The sequence below is a fragment of the Stenotrophomonas sp. K-6 genome, assembly GCF_056861555.1.
The window spans coordinates 822,404-839,182 of sequence record NZ_JBSPUC010000002.1; the positions used below are offsets into that span (position 1 = coordinate 822,404).

General features: G+C 66.3%; 12 protein-coding genes and 1 pseudogene. 6 read left to right on the top strand and 7 right to left on the bottom strand.

What is annotated here, in order from left to right:
• Positions 1 to 6: 6 nt before the first annotated feature.
• Positions 7 to 300, bottom strand: a complete 294-nt coding sequence (locus tag AC13F7_RS09145; RefSeq protein ID WP_482999921.1) for a hypothetical protein — start codon at positions 298 to 300, stop codon at positions 7 to 9.
• 151 nt (positions 301 to 451) lie between these two features.
• A complete protein-coding gene (locus AC13F7_RS09150) occupies positions 452 to 988 on the bottom strand; it encodes a single-stranded DNA-binding protein (RefSeq protein WP_481470499.1) in 537 nt (178 codons plus the stop codon).
• 312 nt (positions 989 to 1,300) lie between these two features.
• Here AC13F7_RS09150 and AC13F7_RS09155 point away from each other — a divergent pair, with 312 nt between their 5' ends.
• Positions 1,301 to 2,332 carry a LacI family DNA-binding transcriptional regulator gene (locus AC13F7_RS09155; RefSeq protein ID WP_482999922.1) on the top strand — a complete coding sequence of 344 codons (1,032 nt, stop codon included), beginning with the start codon at positions 1,301 to 1,303 and terminating at the stop codon, positions 2,330 to 2,332.
• Between the two features lie 17 nt (positions 2,333 to 2,349).
• Here the strand turns inward: AC13F7_RS09155 and AC13F7_RS09160 are convergent, their stop codons facing one another.
• On the bottom strand, positions 2,350 to 2,676 hold the full coding sequence (locus tag AC13F7_RS09160) for a hypothetical protein (RefSeq protein ID WP_121043262.1): 327 nt from the start codon (positions 2,674 to 2,676) through the stop codon (positions 2,350 to 2,352).
• A gap of 112 nt (positions 2,677 to 2,788) precedes the next feature.
• Between AC13F7_RS09160 and AC13F7_RS09165 the strand changes: the two genes are divergently transcribed.
• The 4 genes and pseudogenes from AC13F7_RS09165 (at position 2,789) to AC13F7_RS09180 (ending at position 8,356) form a co-directional block, all read left to right on the top strand.
• Positions 2,789 to 3,388 carry an RNA polymerase sigma factor gene (locus AC13F7_RS09165; RefSeq protein WP_482999923.1) on the top strand — a complete coding sequence of 200 codons (600 nt, stop codon included), beginning with the start codon at positions 2,789 to 2,791 and terminating at the stop codon, positions 3,386 to 3,388.
• Positions 3,385 to 3,801 carry a hypothetical protein gene (locus tag AC13F7_RS09170; protein ID WP_482999924.1) on the top strand — a complete coding sequence of 139 codons (417 nt, stop codon included), beginning with the start codon at positions 3,385 to 3,387 and terminating at the stop codon, positions 3,799 to 3,801. The genes AC13F7_RS09165 and AC13F7_RS09170 overlap by 4 nt, the downstream gene beginning before the upstream one ends.
• A gap of 67 nt (positions 3,802 to 3,868) precedes the next feature.
• Positions 3,869 to 4,762 (top strand): ABC transporter ATP-binding protein, encoded by an 894-nt coding sequence (locus AC13F7_RS09175; RefSeq protein WP_265309444.1) that lies wholly within the window; start codon positions 3,869 to 3,871, stop codon positions 4,760 to 4,762.
• 13 nt (positions 4,763 to 4,775) lie between these two features.
• Positions 4,776 to 8,356, top strand: a pseudogene (locus AC13F7_RS09180) (M1 family aminopeptidase).
• 9 nt (positions 8,357 to 8,365) lie between these two features.
• On the opposite strand, the gene AC13F7_RS09185 reads toward AC13F7_RS09180, so the two are convergent.
• From AC13F7_RS09185 to AC13F7_RS09200, 4 genes are all read right to left on the bottom strand, one after another.
• Positions 8,366 to 8,758, bottom strand: coding sequence for an SseB family protein (locus AC13F7_RS09185; RefSeq protein WP_481470497.1), 393 nt, complete (start codon positions 8,756 to 8,758; stop codon positions 8,366 to 8,368).
• A 169-nt stretch (positions 8,759 to 8,927) separates the two neighbouring features.
• On the bottom strand, positions 8,928 to 10,649 hold the full coding sequence (locus tag AC13F7_RS09190; protein ID WP_482999925.1) for an alpha-amylase family glycosyl hydrolase: 1,722 nt from the start codon (positions 10,647 to 10,649) through the stop codon (positions 8,928 to 8,930).
• Positions 10,649 to 12,136 carry an MFS transporter gene (locus tag AC13F7_RS09195; RefSeq protein WP_482999926.1) on the bottom strand — a complete coding sequence of 496 codons (1,488 nt, stop codon included), beginning with the start codon at positions 12,134 to 12,136 and terminating at the stop codon, positions 10,649 to 10,651. Before AC13F7_RS09195 ends, AC13F7_RS09190 begins: the two co-directional genes overlap by 1 nt.
• Positions 12,133 to 14,334 carry a glucosidase family protein gene (locus tag AC13F7_RS09200; RefSeq protein WP_482999927.1) on the bottom strand — a complete coding sequence of 734 codons (2,202 nt, stop codon included), beginning with the start codon at positions 14,332 to 14,334 and terminating at the stop codon, positions 12,133 to 12,135. The genes AC13F7_RS09195 and AC13F7_RS09200 overlap by 4 nt, the downstream gene beginning before the upstream one ends.
• Positions 14,335 to 14,567: 233 nt before the next feature.
• Between AC13F7_RS09200 and AC13F7_RS09205 the strand changes: the two genes are divergently transcribed.
• Positions 14,568 to 16,634 carry a glycoside hydrolase family 97 protein gene (locus AC13F7_RS09205; RefSeq protein WP_482999928.1) on the top strand — a complete coding sequence of 689 codons (2,067 nt, stop codon included), beginning with the start codon at positions 14,568 to 14,570 and terminating at the stop codon, positions 16,632 to 16,634.
• Positions 16,635 to 16,779: the final 145 nt, after the last annotated feature.

Consider the following 16,779-nt stretch of genomic DNA (forward strand, 5'->3'; position numbering starts at 1 on the left):
ACCCGCTCATCGTCGGCGATGCATCGCCTGGCGCAGCTGCTCGCGCGCCTCCTGATCGGCCTCGATCATGCGGCGCAACGAGCGATAGACATACGCGCGGCAGAGCCCCGGCCAGGCGACCAGCAGATAGACCGCGCCGGCGATCAGCCACGCTTTCGGTGCCTGCTTCATCAGACCGGTGTAACCCCCGGTCGCGGCCACGGCCAGGATGACCAGCAGCACCCAGCGGAACCAGCGCCAGAACCGCATTCCCCAGTCGACATTGAGCACGTGCTTGAGTTCCTGGTCCGTCAGCCGCATGCCGTCACTCCTTCCTTGAGTTGTGCCCCATCGTGCCACGACCAGCGACAGAAGACCGACGCCAGACCAGAACGTCCTGTGCAGAAAAGAAAAACCCCGGCAAGCACAGGGGCTTACCGGGGTTTCTGTTTGCATCCGTAAAAATCAGAAATCAGAACGGAATGTCGTCATCCGCGAAGTCGTCCATCGGCGGCGCGGACTGCTGCGGGGCCTGCTGCTGCGGACGCTGCTGGCCGTAGCCACCACCACCGCCGCGCTGACCGCCACCACCGCCGCCACCACCGCCATACTCCTGACGCGGGGCCTGCTGGCGCTGCGGACGTTCGCCGCCGCCACCACCGCCACCGCCGCCTTCACGGCCGCCAAGCATCTGCATCTCATCGGCGATGATGTCGGTGGAGTACTTCTCCACGCCGTCCTGGCCGGTGTACTTGTCGTAACGCAGGCTGCCTTCGACGTAGACCGAGCTGCCCTTGCGCAGGTACTCACCGGCGATTTCGCCGAGCTTGCCGAAGAACACCACGCGGTGCCATTCGGTACGCTCCTGCTGGTTGCCATCCTTGTCCTTGCGGACGCTGGTGGTGGCCAAGCTGATGCGGGTGATCGCCATACCGCCCTGGGTGTACTTCACGTCCGGGTCGTTGCCGAGGTTGCCGACCAGGATGACTTTATTGATGCCGCGCGCCATAGGGTTGCTCTTCCGTTGTCCGAGGGCAGGCCGCAGTCATATCACAGCCCCGTGCGGGGTGCAGATCTGCCGGGCCGCCCTTGGGAAAATTGGGGGGATCCAGATTGCACCATCTTATCATCGCCGCCGTCCCCGACCCTGTCGGAATTCCGGCCGGAAGCGACCGGAAACCTGCTCGAGCCATATGCCGCAACGGTGACGGCGGTTCCGTCCAAGGGCTGCAGGCCACTGGCTGCCCGCCCGGCGCCCTACCCGGCCCCGCCTTGGCGGCGCATGGCATGATGTCCCTTCACTGCCTCACCCCCTGCTGAAATGACCATCCGCGGTAAAGCCACCTCCCTCGATATCGCCCACCTGGCCGGCGTCTCCCAGCCCACGGTGTCGCGGGCGCTGCGCGGCAGCCCGATGGTCAACGCCGAAACCCGGCAGCGGATCCTGGCCATCGCCCGGGAGCTGAACTACAAGGTCGACAAGAACGCCTCCAGCCTGCGCCTGCGCAACGCCGGCACGCTGGCCCTGCTGTTCTTCGAGGACCCCACCAATGACGATTCGCTGATCAACCCCTTCTTCCACGCCATGCTCGGCTCGATCACGCGGGCCTGCGCGCTGCGCGGTTATGACCTGCTGGTCTCCTTCCAGCAGTTGTCCACCGACTGGCAGGCCGATTACGAGGACAGCAACAAGGCCGACGGCATCATCCTGCTGGGCTATGGTGACTACCACGAGTCGCGCGAGCGGCTGCAGCGGCTGGTCGAGCAGGGCACCCACTTCGTGCGCTGGGGCGCTTCCCTGCCCGACCAGCCCGGTGTCTCGATCGGCAGCGACAACTTCCAGGGCGGCTTCGACATCACCGCCCACCTGCTCGACCAGGGCTGCCGCCGGATCGCCTTCGTCGGTCATGCTTCCAGCCACTATCCCGAGTTCGAGCAGCGCTATCGCGGCCACGTCGAAGCGATGCGGGCGCGAGGCCTCACCGCCGAGCCCTCGCTGCAGCACGATGCGATCACCACCGAGCAGTCCGGCTTCGATGCCTGCCAGGCGCTGCTGGCGCGCGGTGAGCGTATCGATGGGCTGTGCGCGGCCAGCGACCTGATCGCGATCGGTGCGATGCGCGCCCTGCGCGAGCATGGCCTGCGCGTGCCGGAGGACGTGGCGGTCACCGGCTTCGATGACATTCCGCTGGCTGCCTCGGTCTCCCCGCCGCTGTCCACCGTGCAGCAGGACACCAAGCAGGCCGGGCACCTGCTGGTGGAAAAGCTGCTGGCACTGATCGAGGGTCAGCCGGTGGAGGGCCAGAGCATCGCGGTGAAACAGGTGCTGCGGGACTCCTCGCTGCGCGGCTGAGCGACGCGCGCGCGGCCTTACTTCAGGCGACGATCCAGCACGAAGTACACCACGTTGCCCAGCCCGGTCGCACCGAGCAGCAGGGCGATGGCGCCAGGCGTGACCCGGTCGATACCGAGCAGATCGACCAGGCCGAATGCCAGCGCCAGGGTCAGCAACACGCAGCCCCAATGCAGTGAGGCCAGCCGCCGCTTGGTGGTGTCGCCGGCCAGGAGCGAGCGCACCAGCTCTTCCGAGCCGCGGGCTTCAACGATCCGACGGCGCGTGTGACCATCGACCACGCTCTTGATGGCATACACGATGCCGAGGATCAGGACGACGGGAAGAATCAGGTTGTAATCCATGATGCGTACGTTCCGTTGAGGAGGGTCTTGTCCACTGAGATACGGCCAGGGCAGGATCGGTTGCACACAAGGTGGTTGCAACCGATGCCGCACTCGACGTATCCCTAGGGTGATGCGTACGCTACCGCCCTCCCCTGCTGAGTGTCTCGACGCCGACCGTGCACTGGTCGCTGCCATTCTGTCGCGACAGCCCGGCGCGTTCGAGCAGCTGGTGCGCGACTATCAGGGACTGTGCTGGCGCGTCGTCGACCGCATGGTCCGCCACCCCGACGACACCCGCGAGCTGTGTCAGGAAGCGTTCCTTCGCATCCATCAGACGCTGCATCAGTACCGCGGTGAAAGCGCGTTGAAGTCCTGGGTGGCGCAGGTCGCCTATTCGATCGCCAAGCGCCACCTGGAGCGGCGCCGCATTCCGCTGGTGGAGAACACCATGGGCGAGGACGGCACCGCATTGATCGAACAGATCGGCGATGGCATCGATCTGGAAGCACGTACCAGCGAGCAGGACATCAACGCGCACCTGCATGCGGCGATCGATGCCCTGCCCCCGCTGCAGCGCACCCTGCTCACGCTCTATCATCTCGAAGAGATCTCCATCGCCGAGATCGCTACCCTCACCGACCTGGCCGAAGGCACCATCAAGAGTCACCTGTTCCGCAGTCGCAAGCGGCTGCGCGAACTGCTTGAATCCCGCATTGGAGTGCCCGCATGAGCAGCGCAGACGATCCCCGCATCGATCCCGAGGAATGGCAGGCCCAGGAGGATGCGCTGCGCGCCGCCCTCAGCGGCCAACGCGCTGCACCGGACGCCATCGACTACCTGCGCATCGCCCAGGCGATCGCTTCGGCTCCACAAAGTGGGCCGCCGATGCGCTTCGCCCGTGATGTCACGCTGCGCATTGCCCGGCATGACGCCGGGATAGAGCGTTGGGTGTCACGGGTATTGCTGGCCTCGTTGGCACTCGCCGTACTGGCCATCGGGGCGATGTTCGGCCCTGCGTGGTGGGGAGCGATCAAGCACAGCGCCGGGCCGACCGCATCCGGCTGGCTGCTGGTGGTGGCAGGCTGCGTGGGCGTGTCATGGCTGGCCGGTCGCTGGCGCACACGTGTCCAGAAGCACCCATGACTTACGGCGGATGCGGCTTACCTGAACAGGGCGGATAACCGAGTCATCTCCCCGGGGAAGTGGCCACATGCTTGAGATCCGCGCGCTGTCCAAAACGTACGCCAATGGTGTCCATGCCCTTGCCGGTGTGACGCTCGATGTGCCCCGCGGCATGTTCGGTCTGCTGGGGCCCAACGGCGCCGGCAAGTCCTCGCTGATGCGCACGCTGTCCACCCTGCAGGAGGCCGACAGCGGCTCGGCGACGCTGTCGATTCCCGGTGAGGCGGCCATCGACGTGCTGCGCGACAAGGATGCGGTGCGGCGCCGGCTGGGCTACCTGCCGCAGGACTTCGGCGTGTATCCCAAGGTCAGCGCGCTGGACCTGCTCAATCATTTCGCGGTGCTCAAGGGCATCACCCAGAAGGGCCAGCGCCGTGAGGTGGTCGAGGCGCTGCTGCAGCAGGTCAACCTGTGGGATGCCCGCAAGCGCAAGCTCGGCACTTACTCCGGCGGCATGCGCCAGCGCTTCGGCATCGCGCAGGCGCTGCTCGGCGATCCGCGCCTGGTGATCGTCGATGAGCCCACCGCTGGCCTGGACCCGGAAGAGCGCAACCGGTTCCTCAACCTGCTCGCGGCGATCGGCGAGAACGTGGCGGTGATCCTGTCCACGCACATCGTCGAAGATGTCACCGACCTGTGCCCGAACATGGCCATCATGAACAAGGGACAGGTGCTGTTGACGGGCAAGCCCAGCGACGCGATCGACGCCCTGCAGCACCAGGTCTGGCGCAAGCAGGTGGACGTTGCCGAACTGCCCGCCTATGAGGCCAACCATGTGGTGCTGTCCACGCGCCTGGTCGGTGGCCGGCCGGTGATCCACGTACACAGCGCGACCGATCCCGGCGACGGCTTCGCGGCCGTGGCGCCCGATCTGGAAGACGTCTATTTCCAGCGACTGCGCCTGCAGTCGCGGGCCGCCTGACCGGAGCCCGCCCATGATCGCTGCCTTCTTCCGTTTCGAGCTGCGCGAGCAGCTCCGCTCCCCGCTGCTGTGGCTGATGGCGGGCCTGTTCGCCCTGATGGCCTTTGGTGCCGCGTCCTCCGACGCGATACAGATCGGTGGTGGTACCGGCAACGTGTACAGCAATGCACCGACCGTGATCGCTTCGATGCTGGGCATCTTCACCCTGCTCGGCATGCTGGTGTCCACGCTGTTTGTCAGCAATGCGCTGCTGCGCGACTTCGATCTGGGCACCGCCGAATTGATCTTCGCCAGCCCGATCAAACGCCGCGATTACCTGGCCGGGCGCATCGGCGCCGCCCTGGTCAGCGGGCTGCTGGTGTACGTCATCATCGCCGCCGGCATGGCGCTGGGGCCGTTCATGCCCTGGGTCGATCCGGCCCGCATGGGCCCGGTCTCGCTGTACAGCTATGTCTGGGCATTCGGCGTCATCGTGATTCCGAACCTGATCTTCACCACGGCCCTGCTGGCCTTGCTGGCGGCGACCACGCGCTCGATCCTGTGGGTCTACATCGGCGTGATCGCCTACTTCGTGCTGTACGGCGTCAGCGCGGCGCTGCTCCGCGACATCGACAACACCTGGATTGCGGTGCTGAGCGAGCCGCTCGGCCTGCGCGCGTTGTCGCGGACCATCCGCTACTGGTCGGTGGCCGAGCGCAACACCGGCCTGCCCGCCGTCGCTGGGCAGCTGCTGGCCAACCGTGCGCTATGGCTGAGTGTAGCGGCAGTGCTGTTCGCCGCGACGTTCGCCTTGTTCCGCACCGAGCGCAGCGGCAGTGCCGGTCGTCGCTGGGGCCGTAAAGCCGCCGCCGCGGCGACCACGCCTTCGCTGCGTCCGGCCCAGGTAACCGTGCCACGCGTGGTGCCCGGCAACGGTGTCGGCACCGCTTGGCGCCAGTTCCTGCATCAGGTTCGTTTCGATACGGTCGGCGTGCTGCGCAGTGTGCCTTTCCTGGTGTTGCTGGTACTGGGGCTGTGCAACTTCCTGCCTGGCGCGCTGTTCCGCCAGACTCTGTACGGCACACCGATCTGGCCGGTCACCTCGGAAATGCTGACCGCCCTGCAGGGCGCCTACAGCTGGCTGCTGATCATCATCGTGCTGTTCTTCGCCGGCGAGCTGGTGTGGAAGGAACGCACCGTACGCATCAGTGACGTCACCGATGCCATGCCGGTGCCCAACTGGGTGCCGCTGCTGGCCAAGTTCGCCACGCTGGTGGCGTCGCCTGCTTCCAGGCCATCGGTGCGCTGGCCGCGATCGGCGTGCAGCTGGCCAAGGGCTACACCCACATCGAGCCGCTGGTGTATCTGAAGATGCTCGCGCTGGATTCGGTGGTCTATCTGCTGATGGGTGGGCTGGCGCTGGTGCTGCAGGTGCTGACCAACAACAAGTTCGTCGGCTACGCACTGCTGATCCTGGTGATGATCGGCCAAGCGGTGCTGGGCATGCTCGATTACACCCAGAACCTCTACAACTTCGGCAGTTGGCCGATCGCGCCGTACTCGGACATGAACGGCTACGGTCACTTCCTGCCCGGGCAGCTGGCGTTCCAGGGGTATTGGGCGCTGTTTCTGCTGGCCCTGTTGTGCGTCGCCTCGGCCTTCTGGGTGCGCGGCGTCGGCAATGGTGCGCGTCAGCGGCTGGTGCTGGCCGCCCGCCGCCTGCGCGGCCCGACTGGACTCGGTGCAGTGGTGGCCACGCTGGCCTTCATCGGGATGGGTGGATGGCTGTATTGGAGCACGAACATCCGCAACGAATTCCGCTCGCCGGACCAGCAGCTGGACCTGCAGGCCCGCTACGAGCGTGAGTTGTCGCGCTACCGCGGCCTGCCGCAGCCGCGCATCGTGGCGGTGGACAACCGGATCGACCTGCATCCGGAAACCCAGTCGATGGTGATCGATGCGTACTGGACCGTGCGCAATACCCACACCGCGCCCATCGATCAGATGCACATCTCCATCAACGACGACTCGCAGCTCACGCTGGTCGACCTGGGTGGCGCAACCCTGTCCCTGCATGATGCCGATCTGGGCTACCGCATCTACCGGTTGGGCACGCCACTGCAGCCCGGCGAGGAACAGCACATCCACTTCCGGATCCGCCAGCAGCCCAATGGCATCACCGCCGATCAGGCCCCGACCAATCTGGTGGACAACGGCAGCTTCTTCAACAGCAGCATGCTGCCCTCCTTCGGTTACGACCAGAGTGTGCAGATCACCGATCGCAACGAACGCCGCAAGCGCGGGCTGGGCGAGCCGACACGGATGCCCAAGCTGGAAGACCAAGCGTCCCGCGCCAACACTTACGTCACCGATGACGCCGACTGGCTCGCCTTCCGCAGTACGATCTGCACCGCGCCGGACCAGATCGCGCTCGCACCGGGCTACCTGAAGCAGGAGAAGACCGTCAACGGCCGGCGCTGCTTCAGCTACGTGATGGACCGCCCGATGCTGAACTTCTACGCGTACCTGTCGGCACGCTGGGAGGTGAAGCGCGCGACCTACAACGGCATCCCGGTCGAGGTCTACTACGACGCGCAGCATGGCTACAACGTGGACCGCATGATCGAGGCGGTGCAGAAGTCGTTGGCCTATTACGAAGCCAACTTCACCCCCTATCAGCATCGCCAGGTGCGCATCATCGAGTTCCCGGGCTACCAGAGCTTCGCGCAATCCTTCGCCAACACCATCCCCTACTCCGAGTCGATCGGCTTCATCGCCGACCTGCGCGATCCGGACAAGGTGGACTACGTGTTCTATGTCACCGCCCATGAGATCGCGCACCAGTGGTGGGCGCACCAGGTGATCGGCGCCAACGTGCAGGGCGCGACGATGCTGTCCGAGTCGCTGTCGCAGTACTCGGCACTGATGGTGATGGAGAAGGAGTACGGGCGCCAGCATATGCGTCAGTTCCTGAAGACGGAACTGGATGGTTACCTCGCCGGGCGCGGCAGCGAAGGCATCGAGGAACTGCCGCTGGCGCGGGTGGAGAACCAGCAGTACATCCACTACGAAAAGGGCTCACTGGCGTTTTATCGCCTGCGTGAGGAGATCGGCGAAGCCGCCCTCAATCGCGCCCTCAAGCGCTACCTGCAGGACAAGGGCTTCCAGCAACCGCCCTACACCACCTCCACCGAACTGCTCGCCTACATCCGTGCCGAAACGCCGGCCGACCGCCAGCAACTGGTGACCGATCTCTTCGAGAAGATCAGTTTCTACGACAACCGCGTGCTGGGCGCGACCGCGCAGAAGCGTACCGATGGCAAGTACGACGTCACGCTGACGTTGCATGCCGAGAAGCGCTTCGCCGACGGCGATGGCAGGGAGACCGCCGGCGCGATGGACGACTGGATCGAAGTGGGCGTGTTCGCCAATGCGCCGTCGGGCAAAGAGCGCGATCAGAGGGTGCTGTACCTGCAGCGCCACCACATCACCGAGGCCAACCCGTCCATCACGGTGACAGTGGAGGGCAAGCCGGAGGAAGCGGGCTTCGATCCGTACAACAAGTTGATCGATCGGGTGTCGTCGGACAACCGGCGGAAGGTGACGCTGCCGTAAGGTGCAGCGTCAGCGCGGGCCGTCGGCGAAGTCCTTGAGGATTTCGCCGACGCCGGACGGCGATATCTCAAAGCCCAGCGACGTACCCGGGTTGATCACTACCCCGTAGCCGCCGGGGATGCGCTTGAGCACCTCCAGCATCAGCATGCGGATGGTGTGCGGGGCCTGCTGGCTGTGGAAACCGACGCGGCTCATATCGGTGAACACCGACACGTGCAACACGCCCTGCTTGTCGAACAGCAGCGGATCGAAACCGCTGCCATCCGGCGTTACCAGGCTGCCGGTGAGCAGCACCACTTCAGACGCGACGAAGGCTTTCATGAACAGGCCGATCGGCAACTGGCCGTCCATCGCCGTCTTGAGCAGCGTTTCGATCGGGGTCTGGGGGGCGGCATCGTTCATGGAATGCGGGGGTATGGGTGGGGGCTGCTAGTGTACCGCCGGGGGTGTCGGGAGCCGGCCAGCGGCCGGCACTACAGGCTGGGTTAGGACGCCGATCAGGAACAGGGGCGAGTCACGGCCTGGCTGTCATGCCCGGCCCACCGCGAACGGCAGACCCGGCATCATCCGGCTACTTCGCCAGGCGCTTGGTGCGGGCCTGCTGATCGTCGACCGCCGCCTTCAACCGGACCTGCAGCGCGGCCTGGTCGACCTGCGCATCCAGCACGAACACGCGCACACCATGCGCAGGCACCTCGGCCTTCAGTGATCCCTTGACCGTCTGGCTGGCACCGCCCAGCGCGTCGCGCCAGGTGCCGGCCTGCAGATAGCGGCGCACCTCAAGGGTGCGGGCGGTGTCGCCCTTGTTGAGCAGCACCAGCGCGGTCTGGGCGGTATCGCCGTGCTGCAGCACGCGGAAGAACACCGCTTCATCGCCCTGCAGCCGCTCATTGACCTGCAGGCCGCGCTGCAGGGCCGGTGTGGCCTCACGCAGTCTGGCGATGCGCTGCAGCGGCGCGAAGATCGGGCTGCTCGGCGCGTCGTTGACGCGCTCCTGGCCGAAGTAGGCGCGGTTGCCGGCATGCTCGGCGCGGCTGCGCATGAAGCCGGTTTCCGAGCCGTAATAGATCACCGGAATGCCGCGCGCGGTGAACAACCAGTTGTGGGCGTCGATGAACCCTGCATCGTTCGCATCCAGCCGGGCCATGTCGTGGTTGTCGTAGAAGCTCATCAGTTCGTACGGATTCGCATACGGCCCGTCGAGTAGATGCAGCGGTTCGGCCAAGGTCTCAAAGCCTTTCTGTTCTTTGCCGAACACGGACGACAATGCGCCACGCAGCGGGAAATCCAGCACGCTGACGTTCGCGTTGGCCGGCCAGGTGTGCTCGGCGATCTTGCCCGCGTCGTAGTCGAATGCCTCGCCGAACATGAACATGCCGGGATGCTCGGCGCGGATGCGATTGACGAAGGCATGCCACCACGGGTGCGGCAGCCAGCCGATGGTGTCGATGCGCAGCGCATCCACGCCCTGGGCGGTCCACTGCAGGTAGGCGCCGACCAGGTAATCCATCACCGCCGGGTTGTGCTCGTTGAAGTCGGACAGCTCGGCCAGGTTGCCGTCGAAGATCGAGCCGTGCTTGCCGTCGACGGGGCCGATATTGTTGTAGAAGGCATGCAGCGGGTTATGGGCTGGATCCAGCTGCTGCGGGGGCAGGTTCTGGTGATCGGCGATCAACCGGCCGTCCTTGTCGAAGATCTGGCCGAACTGCGGCTGCGCCACCGGCATCGTCCACGCGGGCGAGCCATGGTTGCCGACGATATCCAGCACCACCTTCAGATCGGCAGCGTGAAGGCCGCGGGTGAACGCGGCGAAGTCCAGGTCCTTGCTCGGCAGATGCTCATCGAGCGTGTAGAAGTTGACGCCCCAGTATCCGTGGTAGCCGGTCTTGCCGCGGTCGGTGAGCGTACTGGTGCAGCTGATCGGCTTGCTGCCGGTGAATGCCTGGTCCGGGTTGTCGATGATCGGGGTGATCCACACCGCGCCGAAGCCGAGGTTGCGGATGTAGTCAGCGTTATCGAGCACGCCCTTGAAGTCACCGCCGAGGTAGCCGATGTTGCCGTCCACCTTGTCCGGGCAGGGCACCGGGATGTCGAAGGTGGGATGTGCGCCGCCCTGGTCGCGGTGGTCGTTGGACGGGTCACCGTTGACGAAGCGATCGGTGACCACAAAGTAGACCGCCTGACTGGCGAACGGCTCACGCGTGCCGACATAGTCCGGGCGTTCGACGGCCAGGGCGGGGCTGGCGGACAGCACGAATGACAGGGCCAGCGACAACGACGAATACCGGGACATCAGACAACCTCCTGTTGAGATGGCACATACAGCACGCACAGGCCGGCCAGCAGCAGGCTGCCGCCACCGAGCGCAAGCACATGCATCGGATCACCACCCAGCCAGGTGCGCAGCAGGAACCCGAGCGCACTGGCCGCGACCAGCTGCGGAATCACGATGAAGAAATTGAACAGGCCCATGTAGATGCCCATCTTGGCCGCCGGCACGCTGTCGGACAGCAGCGCATACGGCAGCGACAGGATCGAGGCCCAGGCGAAACCGACGCCGACCATCGACAGCAGCAACCAGTGCGGATCACGGATGAACAGCATCGAGATCAGCCCAAGTCCACCCAGCCACAGATTGACCAGGTGGCTCCAGCGCAGGCCCAGTGCGCGCACCATCACCGGGATCAGCAACGCGGCAAGCGCCGCGAAGCCGTTGTAGGCACCGAACAGCACGCCAACCCAGTTGGCCCCCTCGTTGTAGGCGGCCGACGCAGTATCGGTGGAGCCGAAGTGGGTCCCCGCGACCGCGGCGGTGGTGTAGATCCACATCGCGAACAGCGCGAACCACGAGAAGAACTGCACCCAGGCCAGACGACGCATGGTGCGCGGCATCGCACGCAGGTCGTCGACGATGGTGGCCAGCATGTTCGCCCCCGGTACACAGCGCGCCACACCGAGCAGCACGCCATAAGCGATGCACAGGCCAGCCAGCACATACAGCATGCGGTCGCCCTGCTGCGAGGCGATGGCCACGGCCAGTACGATACCCACGGCTACCCAGCCGCCGATCTGTGCCCACGGGGGCGGTCCGGCCACGCGCGCACTCTGGTGCACCGCGGACGGCTCGGCATCATCGAAGCTGGCCAGCTCAGCCGGCGAGTATTCCCGGGTGCTGACCACGGTCCAGGTGATCGCCGCGAGCAGCACCGCGGCCCCGAAGTAGAACGCGTAGCGCACGGTATCGGGCACCTGCCCCGCTGCCGCCGTGTTGGCCACGCCGAAGTGGGCCAGGATGAAAGGCAGGAAGCTGGCGACGATCGCACCGATGCCGATGAAGAAGCTCTGCATCGCAAAGCCGGTCGGCCGTTGCCGTGGAGCCAGCTGATCGCCGACGAACGCGCGGAACGGCTCCATCGACACGTTGATCGAGGCATCCAGTACCCACAGCGTGCCCGCGGCGATCCACAGCGTCGGCGAATTCGGCATCACCAGCAGAGCCAACGTGGTCAGCACCGCACCGATCATGAAGAACGGTCGGCGGCGCCCCCAGCGCGTCCAGGTGCGGTCGGACAGGTAGCCGATCACCGGCTGCACCAGCAGGCCGGTCAGCGGCGCGGCGATCCACAGCCCAGGCACCGCGTCCATCGGCGCGCCGAGGGTCTCGAAGATGCGGCTGGCATTGGCGTTCTGCAGGGCAAAGCCGAACTGGATGCCGAGGAAGCCGAAGCACATGTTCCAGATCTGCCAGAACGACAGTGTCGGTTTGGGCGAACGGCTCATCGACGCGGCTCCGGCGAGGCTGCTACCGGCATCAGGGTCAACGCGGACACGCGGCCCTGGTTGAGCACGCCATCCTTGCCTCCCTTGCCGCCGTTGTACTGCGCGAAATGGGTCAGCGCGCTCATGTTGAAACCGTCCTCCAGCAAAAAGCGGCAGGCCCCAGCCGTCGCCTCGAACACTACGGCAGTGGAGTCCTGTTCGCCCACACTGTGCGGCATCACGACGGGGCGGCGCTGATCTGGCTGACCCTCGCACTGCATCACCAGCGTCTTCACCGCCGCGGTCACGCCGGTGTTGATCGGGCCGTTCGGGTTGTCGTAGCGCAGCCGTGCACGCCAGCGCCCGGTCGTCGGTGCGCTCCACTGCCAATGCGTGGCACCGGCCAGCACCTGCTGCGGGCCGACACAGGTCATCGGGCTGTGCAGCGATTCCAGCGCGCCCTCGCGGTGGGTCAGGCTAAGGCAGTGACTGGCACCGTCCTTGGCCAGCGTGGCGACACCCTGCGCGGCCGACACTTGCTGACCGTCGCGCCACAGCACGTGCCCAGCGGGCACCGTGATCTGCCAGCCCGCCGTCGTTTCGCGCGGCACCGGTGCGGCGGGGGTGGCTGGGGCGAAGACGGTCGAAGGACGCAGGATGGCCGGTGATGGCGTTGCCGCGGGATCACGGAACGGCACCAGCTGCACCGTCGTGGTGCTGCCATCGCGCTGGATGTCACCCGCCACCAGCAGCTCGCCGGCAAGCTGCTTCGGCCGCACCAGCACGTATTGCTGTTTGCCGTCGTCCAGGCGGATGCGGTCATGCGCACCGAACAGCGTCGGCACCAGGGACACCGGCAGCTTCGGCGCGATGCGTCCGTCGTCTTCCACGCCGAACACGCCCTCCAGCACCATCGAGAGGTACCCGGCCACCGACCACAGCTGCCGCGGCGAATTGACCACCGGGCCGCTGAGGGCGCCTTCATCGACATGCACGGCCAGCGTGCGCATCTCGTAGTTTTCCATGTTGGAGCCGGCCAGCGCGGTGCCGCGCATCAGCGATTCGATCTCCATGGCAATGCGCGGGGCATCATCCAACCGGCGCGCTGCCCGCAGCGAGTAAGCGCTGACGAACGGCCAGATGCCGCGGTTGTGGTAGATCGGCTGCTGCGCTTCCTGCGGCCAGACGACCGGGCTGCCACCGGCCACGGCCGGGTAATTCGCCAGCGCGCGCCGCGCGCGATCGGCCGGGAACACATCGGCCAGCACGCCCAGCGAGAGCGCGAGCAGGTCGTACTTGGCGTACGGCACCGGGTGGGCCGCCTCGCCGATGTAGCTCATGTACTGACCAGCCTCCTCGCGCCAGAAGCGTGCGTCGATCTGGCGGGCCAGTGCATCGGCCCACCGGCCGTACGTGGTGGCGCGCGCATCGCCGCGCTGGCGGGCCAGCTGCTCGGCCAGCCGCAGCGCTTGGTAATGCAGCACGTTGGTGGACAGCGCGAAGGACTCGCCGATGAAGCGCACATCCTCGCGGGTCCAGTCCGGGTAGGTCTGCTCGCGCCAATCCAAGAACGAGGTCTCGCCGCGATACAGGCCGATCCGCGCATCGAACACCGCCTCGCGGTCCTGCGCCAGGGTGGCCTGCAGTGCCTGCCAGACCTGGTCGGCAAAGGCCGCGTCATCCAGCAGCCCACGTGCGGCCAGGAACCACACCACGCGGTCGCTGCTGATCGGCCAGCTGCCACCGGAGCCGGTGTCCTGCGCCACGAACAGACCGCGCGTATGCCCATCGCGTGCCGTGGAGAGTTTGAACTGCAGCGACTGGCGTGTGCGCACCGGGTCCAGACGCGACAGCGCCAGATCGGCGGCGAAGCTCACATCGCGCGTCCACACATAGGGCCAGCGCTCGCCGGTCTGGAAGCACTCGCAGGCCACGGGCTTACCGTGATTGAAGGCCGGGTCGCGGATCGCGTCCACGCGGTCGGCATCCATTTCCTGCTGGGCCAGCCCGAACAGCGCATCGAACAGCACATTGCCGGTCTCGCTGTGCATCGGCTGCGCGCTGACGCGCACCTCGCCCTGCGGCGCATGCAGGCGGTAGCCACCTTCAGCGGCGGTCTCGGCGCGCGCATGGCGGCCATCGAAATCCAGGTCGGCCGCACGGGCGGTGGACCCCATCGCTGCCCCGAGGGCAACGGTCAGGCAGATCATCTTCAGCATCGAAGTGGCGAACCGGCTCGCGCCCGTTGCCTCCCTCCCCTTTGCTCGCGTTGTAGGTCCGCACCGCCTCGCGGCAATGCGCTCGCGGCCCCCTCCCAGGGTGCCTTGGCCCATGGTAGACGGCGCGCTGCAGCCTGCATCGACCTGCATACGTATTCATGGCCACGGCGGTCGGCAAGCGTGACCGCGTCGCTATAGTCCGAGGGGTGTTTTCGGCCGCCTTGGGAGGGGAAATGCCGTCACTGTCGTATCCAACGGGCGGGCATTGCGCACGTCGTCGCCTGTCCCTGCTCGGCTGGATCCTCTGCGCGTTCAGCGCCACCGCCTTTGCCGAGCCGGTCACCGTGGTCAGCGTCGAGTCACCCGGCAAGGTGCTGCGCGTATCGCTGCAACTGGACGGCGGGGACCCCAGCTACCGGGTGGACCGTTTCGGCGAGACCGTGGTGGACACCTCCAAGCTCGGCTTCCAACTGCGCGATGGCCGCCTGGACCGGGATCTTGCCGTGGTTGGCCAGCAGTCGCGCAGCGTCGATGAAACCTGGGAACAGCCTTGGGGCGAGCGCCGACTGACCCGCAATCACTTCAACGAAGTCGTCGTGCAGTTGGCCGAACGCGGCGGCGCCAAGCGCCGCATCGATGTGGTGTTCCGGGTCTATGACGACGGCCTGGGTTTCCGCTACCACTTCCCTGAGCAGCCGGGCATGCGCGAGGCGATCATCGACGATGAGCTGACCGAGTTCGCGATCGCACCGCCCGCCACCGCCTGGTGGATTCCGGCCGGTGAGCCGATTCACTACGAGTATCTCTATCAGCGCACGCCACTGGATCAAGTGCCAGTGGCCCATACGCCGATGACGCTGCGCAGCCGCGATGGCCTGCATGTCGCCATCCACGAAGCCGCGCTGGTGGACTACGCCGGCATGTGGCTGCGCCGCACCGACGGCCAACGCCTGCGCACACAGCTGTCGCCCTCGGCCGAGGGCTGGAAGGTGCGACGGAGCCTGCCCTTCGACACCCCGTGGCGCACGCTGCAGATCAGCGACACCGCCGGCGGACTGGTGGAATCCAGCCTGATCCTCAACCTCAACGAGCCCAACGTGCTGGGCGACGTCAGCTGGGTGAAGCCCTCCAAGTACCTGGGCGTGTGGTGGTCGATGCATCTGGACGAGGAAAGCTGGGCGACCGGCCCACGGCACGCCGCAACCACCGCCAAGACCAAGCGCGTGATCGACTTCGCCGCCAGCCATGGCTTCCGCGGCGTGCTGGTGGAAGGCTGGAACCCGGGCTGGGACGGTGACTGGGTCGGCAATGGCTACGCCTTCGATTTCACCCGGCCCACGGTCGATTTCGACATCGAGGCCCTGTCTGCCTACGGCGCGAAGAAGGGGGTGCACCTGATCGGCCACCATGAAACCGGCTGCGCCATCGAGCACTACGAAGATCAGCTCGGCGCGGCACTGGATCTCTATGCGCGGCTGGGCGTGGATTCGTTCAAGAGCGGCTACGTCTGCGATGACGGCCAGGTCGACCGCCGCAACCCGGCCGGAGGCCCGCTGTGGCGTGAGTGGCATGACGGGCAGTTCATGGCCCGCCATCACCTCAAGGTGGTGCAGGAAGCCGCCAAACGGCATATCGCAGTGAATCCGCACGAGCCGATCAAGGACACCGGCCTGCGCCGCACCTATCCAAACTGGATCACCCGCGAAGGCGCGCGTGGCATGGAGTACAACGCCTGGGGCCAGCCACCGAACCCGCCCGAGCACGAGGTCAACCTGGTGTTCACCCGGATGCTGTCCGGGCCGATGGATTACACCCCCGGCATCCTGAGCCTGAAGGGCCGCGGCGGCCAGGCGATCCCCAGCACGCTGGCCCGTCAGCTCGCGCTGTACGTGACGATCTACAGCCCGATCCAGATGGCAGCCGACCTGCCCGAGCACTACGAGCAGCACCGCGAAGCGTTCCGCTTCATCGAGGACGTGGCGGTGGACTGGGACGACACCCGCGTGCTCAACGGCGAGGTGGGCGACTACGTCACCCTCGTGCGCAAGGACCGTCACAGCCGCGACTGGTTCCTGGGCAGCATCACCGATGAACACGGCCGCGTGCTTCCGGTGTCACTCGGCTTCCTCGAGCCGGGTGTGCGCTACCGCGCGGAGATTTACCGCGATGGCGACGGCGCGGATTTCCGCCGCAATCCCTTCGCCTTCGTGCGCGAAACGCGCGAGGTCACCAGCGCCGACCCGCTGACGCTGGTGCTTGCACCCGGTGGCGGCCAGGCGATCCGTTTCACGCCGCTGTAGACCTGGTCAGAGGTGGTCTCGACGTAGCCCCATGACGTGTAGTGTCGGCCGCTGGCCGGCGGCTGCACCTGCATGGCATCCCGAGGATGCCGGCCAGCGGCCGGCACTACCATCCACGGTTGCATGGCAGACCGTGGCGCGGCAG

What these genes read in the sequence shown, in the direction of transcription:
- AC13F7_RS09145 (WP_482999921.1), bottom strand. Translation starts at nt 300, where the DNA reads ATGCGGCTGACGGACCAGGAACTCAAGCACGTGCTCAATGTCGACTGG.
- AC13F7_RS09150 (WP_481470499.1), bottom strand. Translation starts at nt 988, where the DNA reads ATGGCGCGCGGCATCAATAAAGTCATCCTGGTCGGCAACCTCGGCAAC.
- AC13F7_RS09155 (WP_482999922.1), top strand. Translation starts at nt 1,301, where the DNA reads ATGACCATCCGCGGTAAAGCCACCTCCCTCGATATCGCCCACCTGGCC.
- AC13F7_RS09160 (WP_121043262.1), bottom strand. Translation starts at nt 2,676, where the DNA reads ATGGATTACAACCTGATTCTTCCCGTCGTCCTGATCCTCGGCATCGTG.
- AC13F7_RS09165 (WP_482999923.1), top strand. Translation starts at nt 2,789, where the DNA reads ATGCGTACGCTACCGCCCTCCCCTGCTGAGTGTCTCGACGCCGACCGT.
- AC13F7_RS09170 (WP_482999924.1), top strand. Translation starts at nt 3,385, where the DNA reads ATGAGCAGCGCAGACGATCCCCGCATCGATCCCGAGGAATGGCAGGCC.
- AC13F7_RS09175 (WP_265309444.1), top strand. Translation starts at nt 3,869, where the DNA reads ATGCTTGAGATCCGCGCGCTGTCCAAAACGTACGCCAATGGTGTCCAT.
- AC13F7_RS09185 (WP_481470497.1), bottom strand. Translation starts at nt 8,758, where the DNA reads ATGAACGATGCCGCCCCCCAGACCCCGATCGAAACGCTGCTCAAGACG.
- AC13F7_RS09190 (WP_482999925.1), bottom strand. Translation starts at nt 10,649, where the DNA reads ATGTCCCGGTATTCGTCGTTGTCGCTGGCCCTGTCATTCGTGCTGTCC.
- AC13F7_RS09195 (WP_482999926.1), bottom strand. Translation starts at nt 12,136, where the DNA reads ATGAGCCGTTCGCCCAAACCGACACTGTCGTTCTGGCAGATCTGGAAC.
- AC13F7_RS09200 (WP_482999927.1), bottom strand. Translation starts at nt 14,334, where the DNA reads ATGCTGAAGATGATCTGCCTGACCGTTGCCCTCGGGGCAGCGATGGGG.
- AC13F7_RS09205 (WP_482999928.1), top strand. Translation starts at nt 14,568, where the DNA reads ATGCCGTCACTGTCGTATCCAACGGGCGGGCATTGCGCACGTCGTCGC.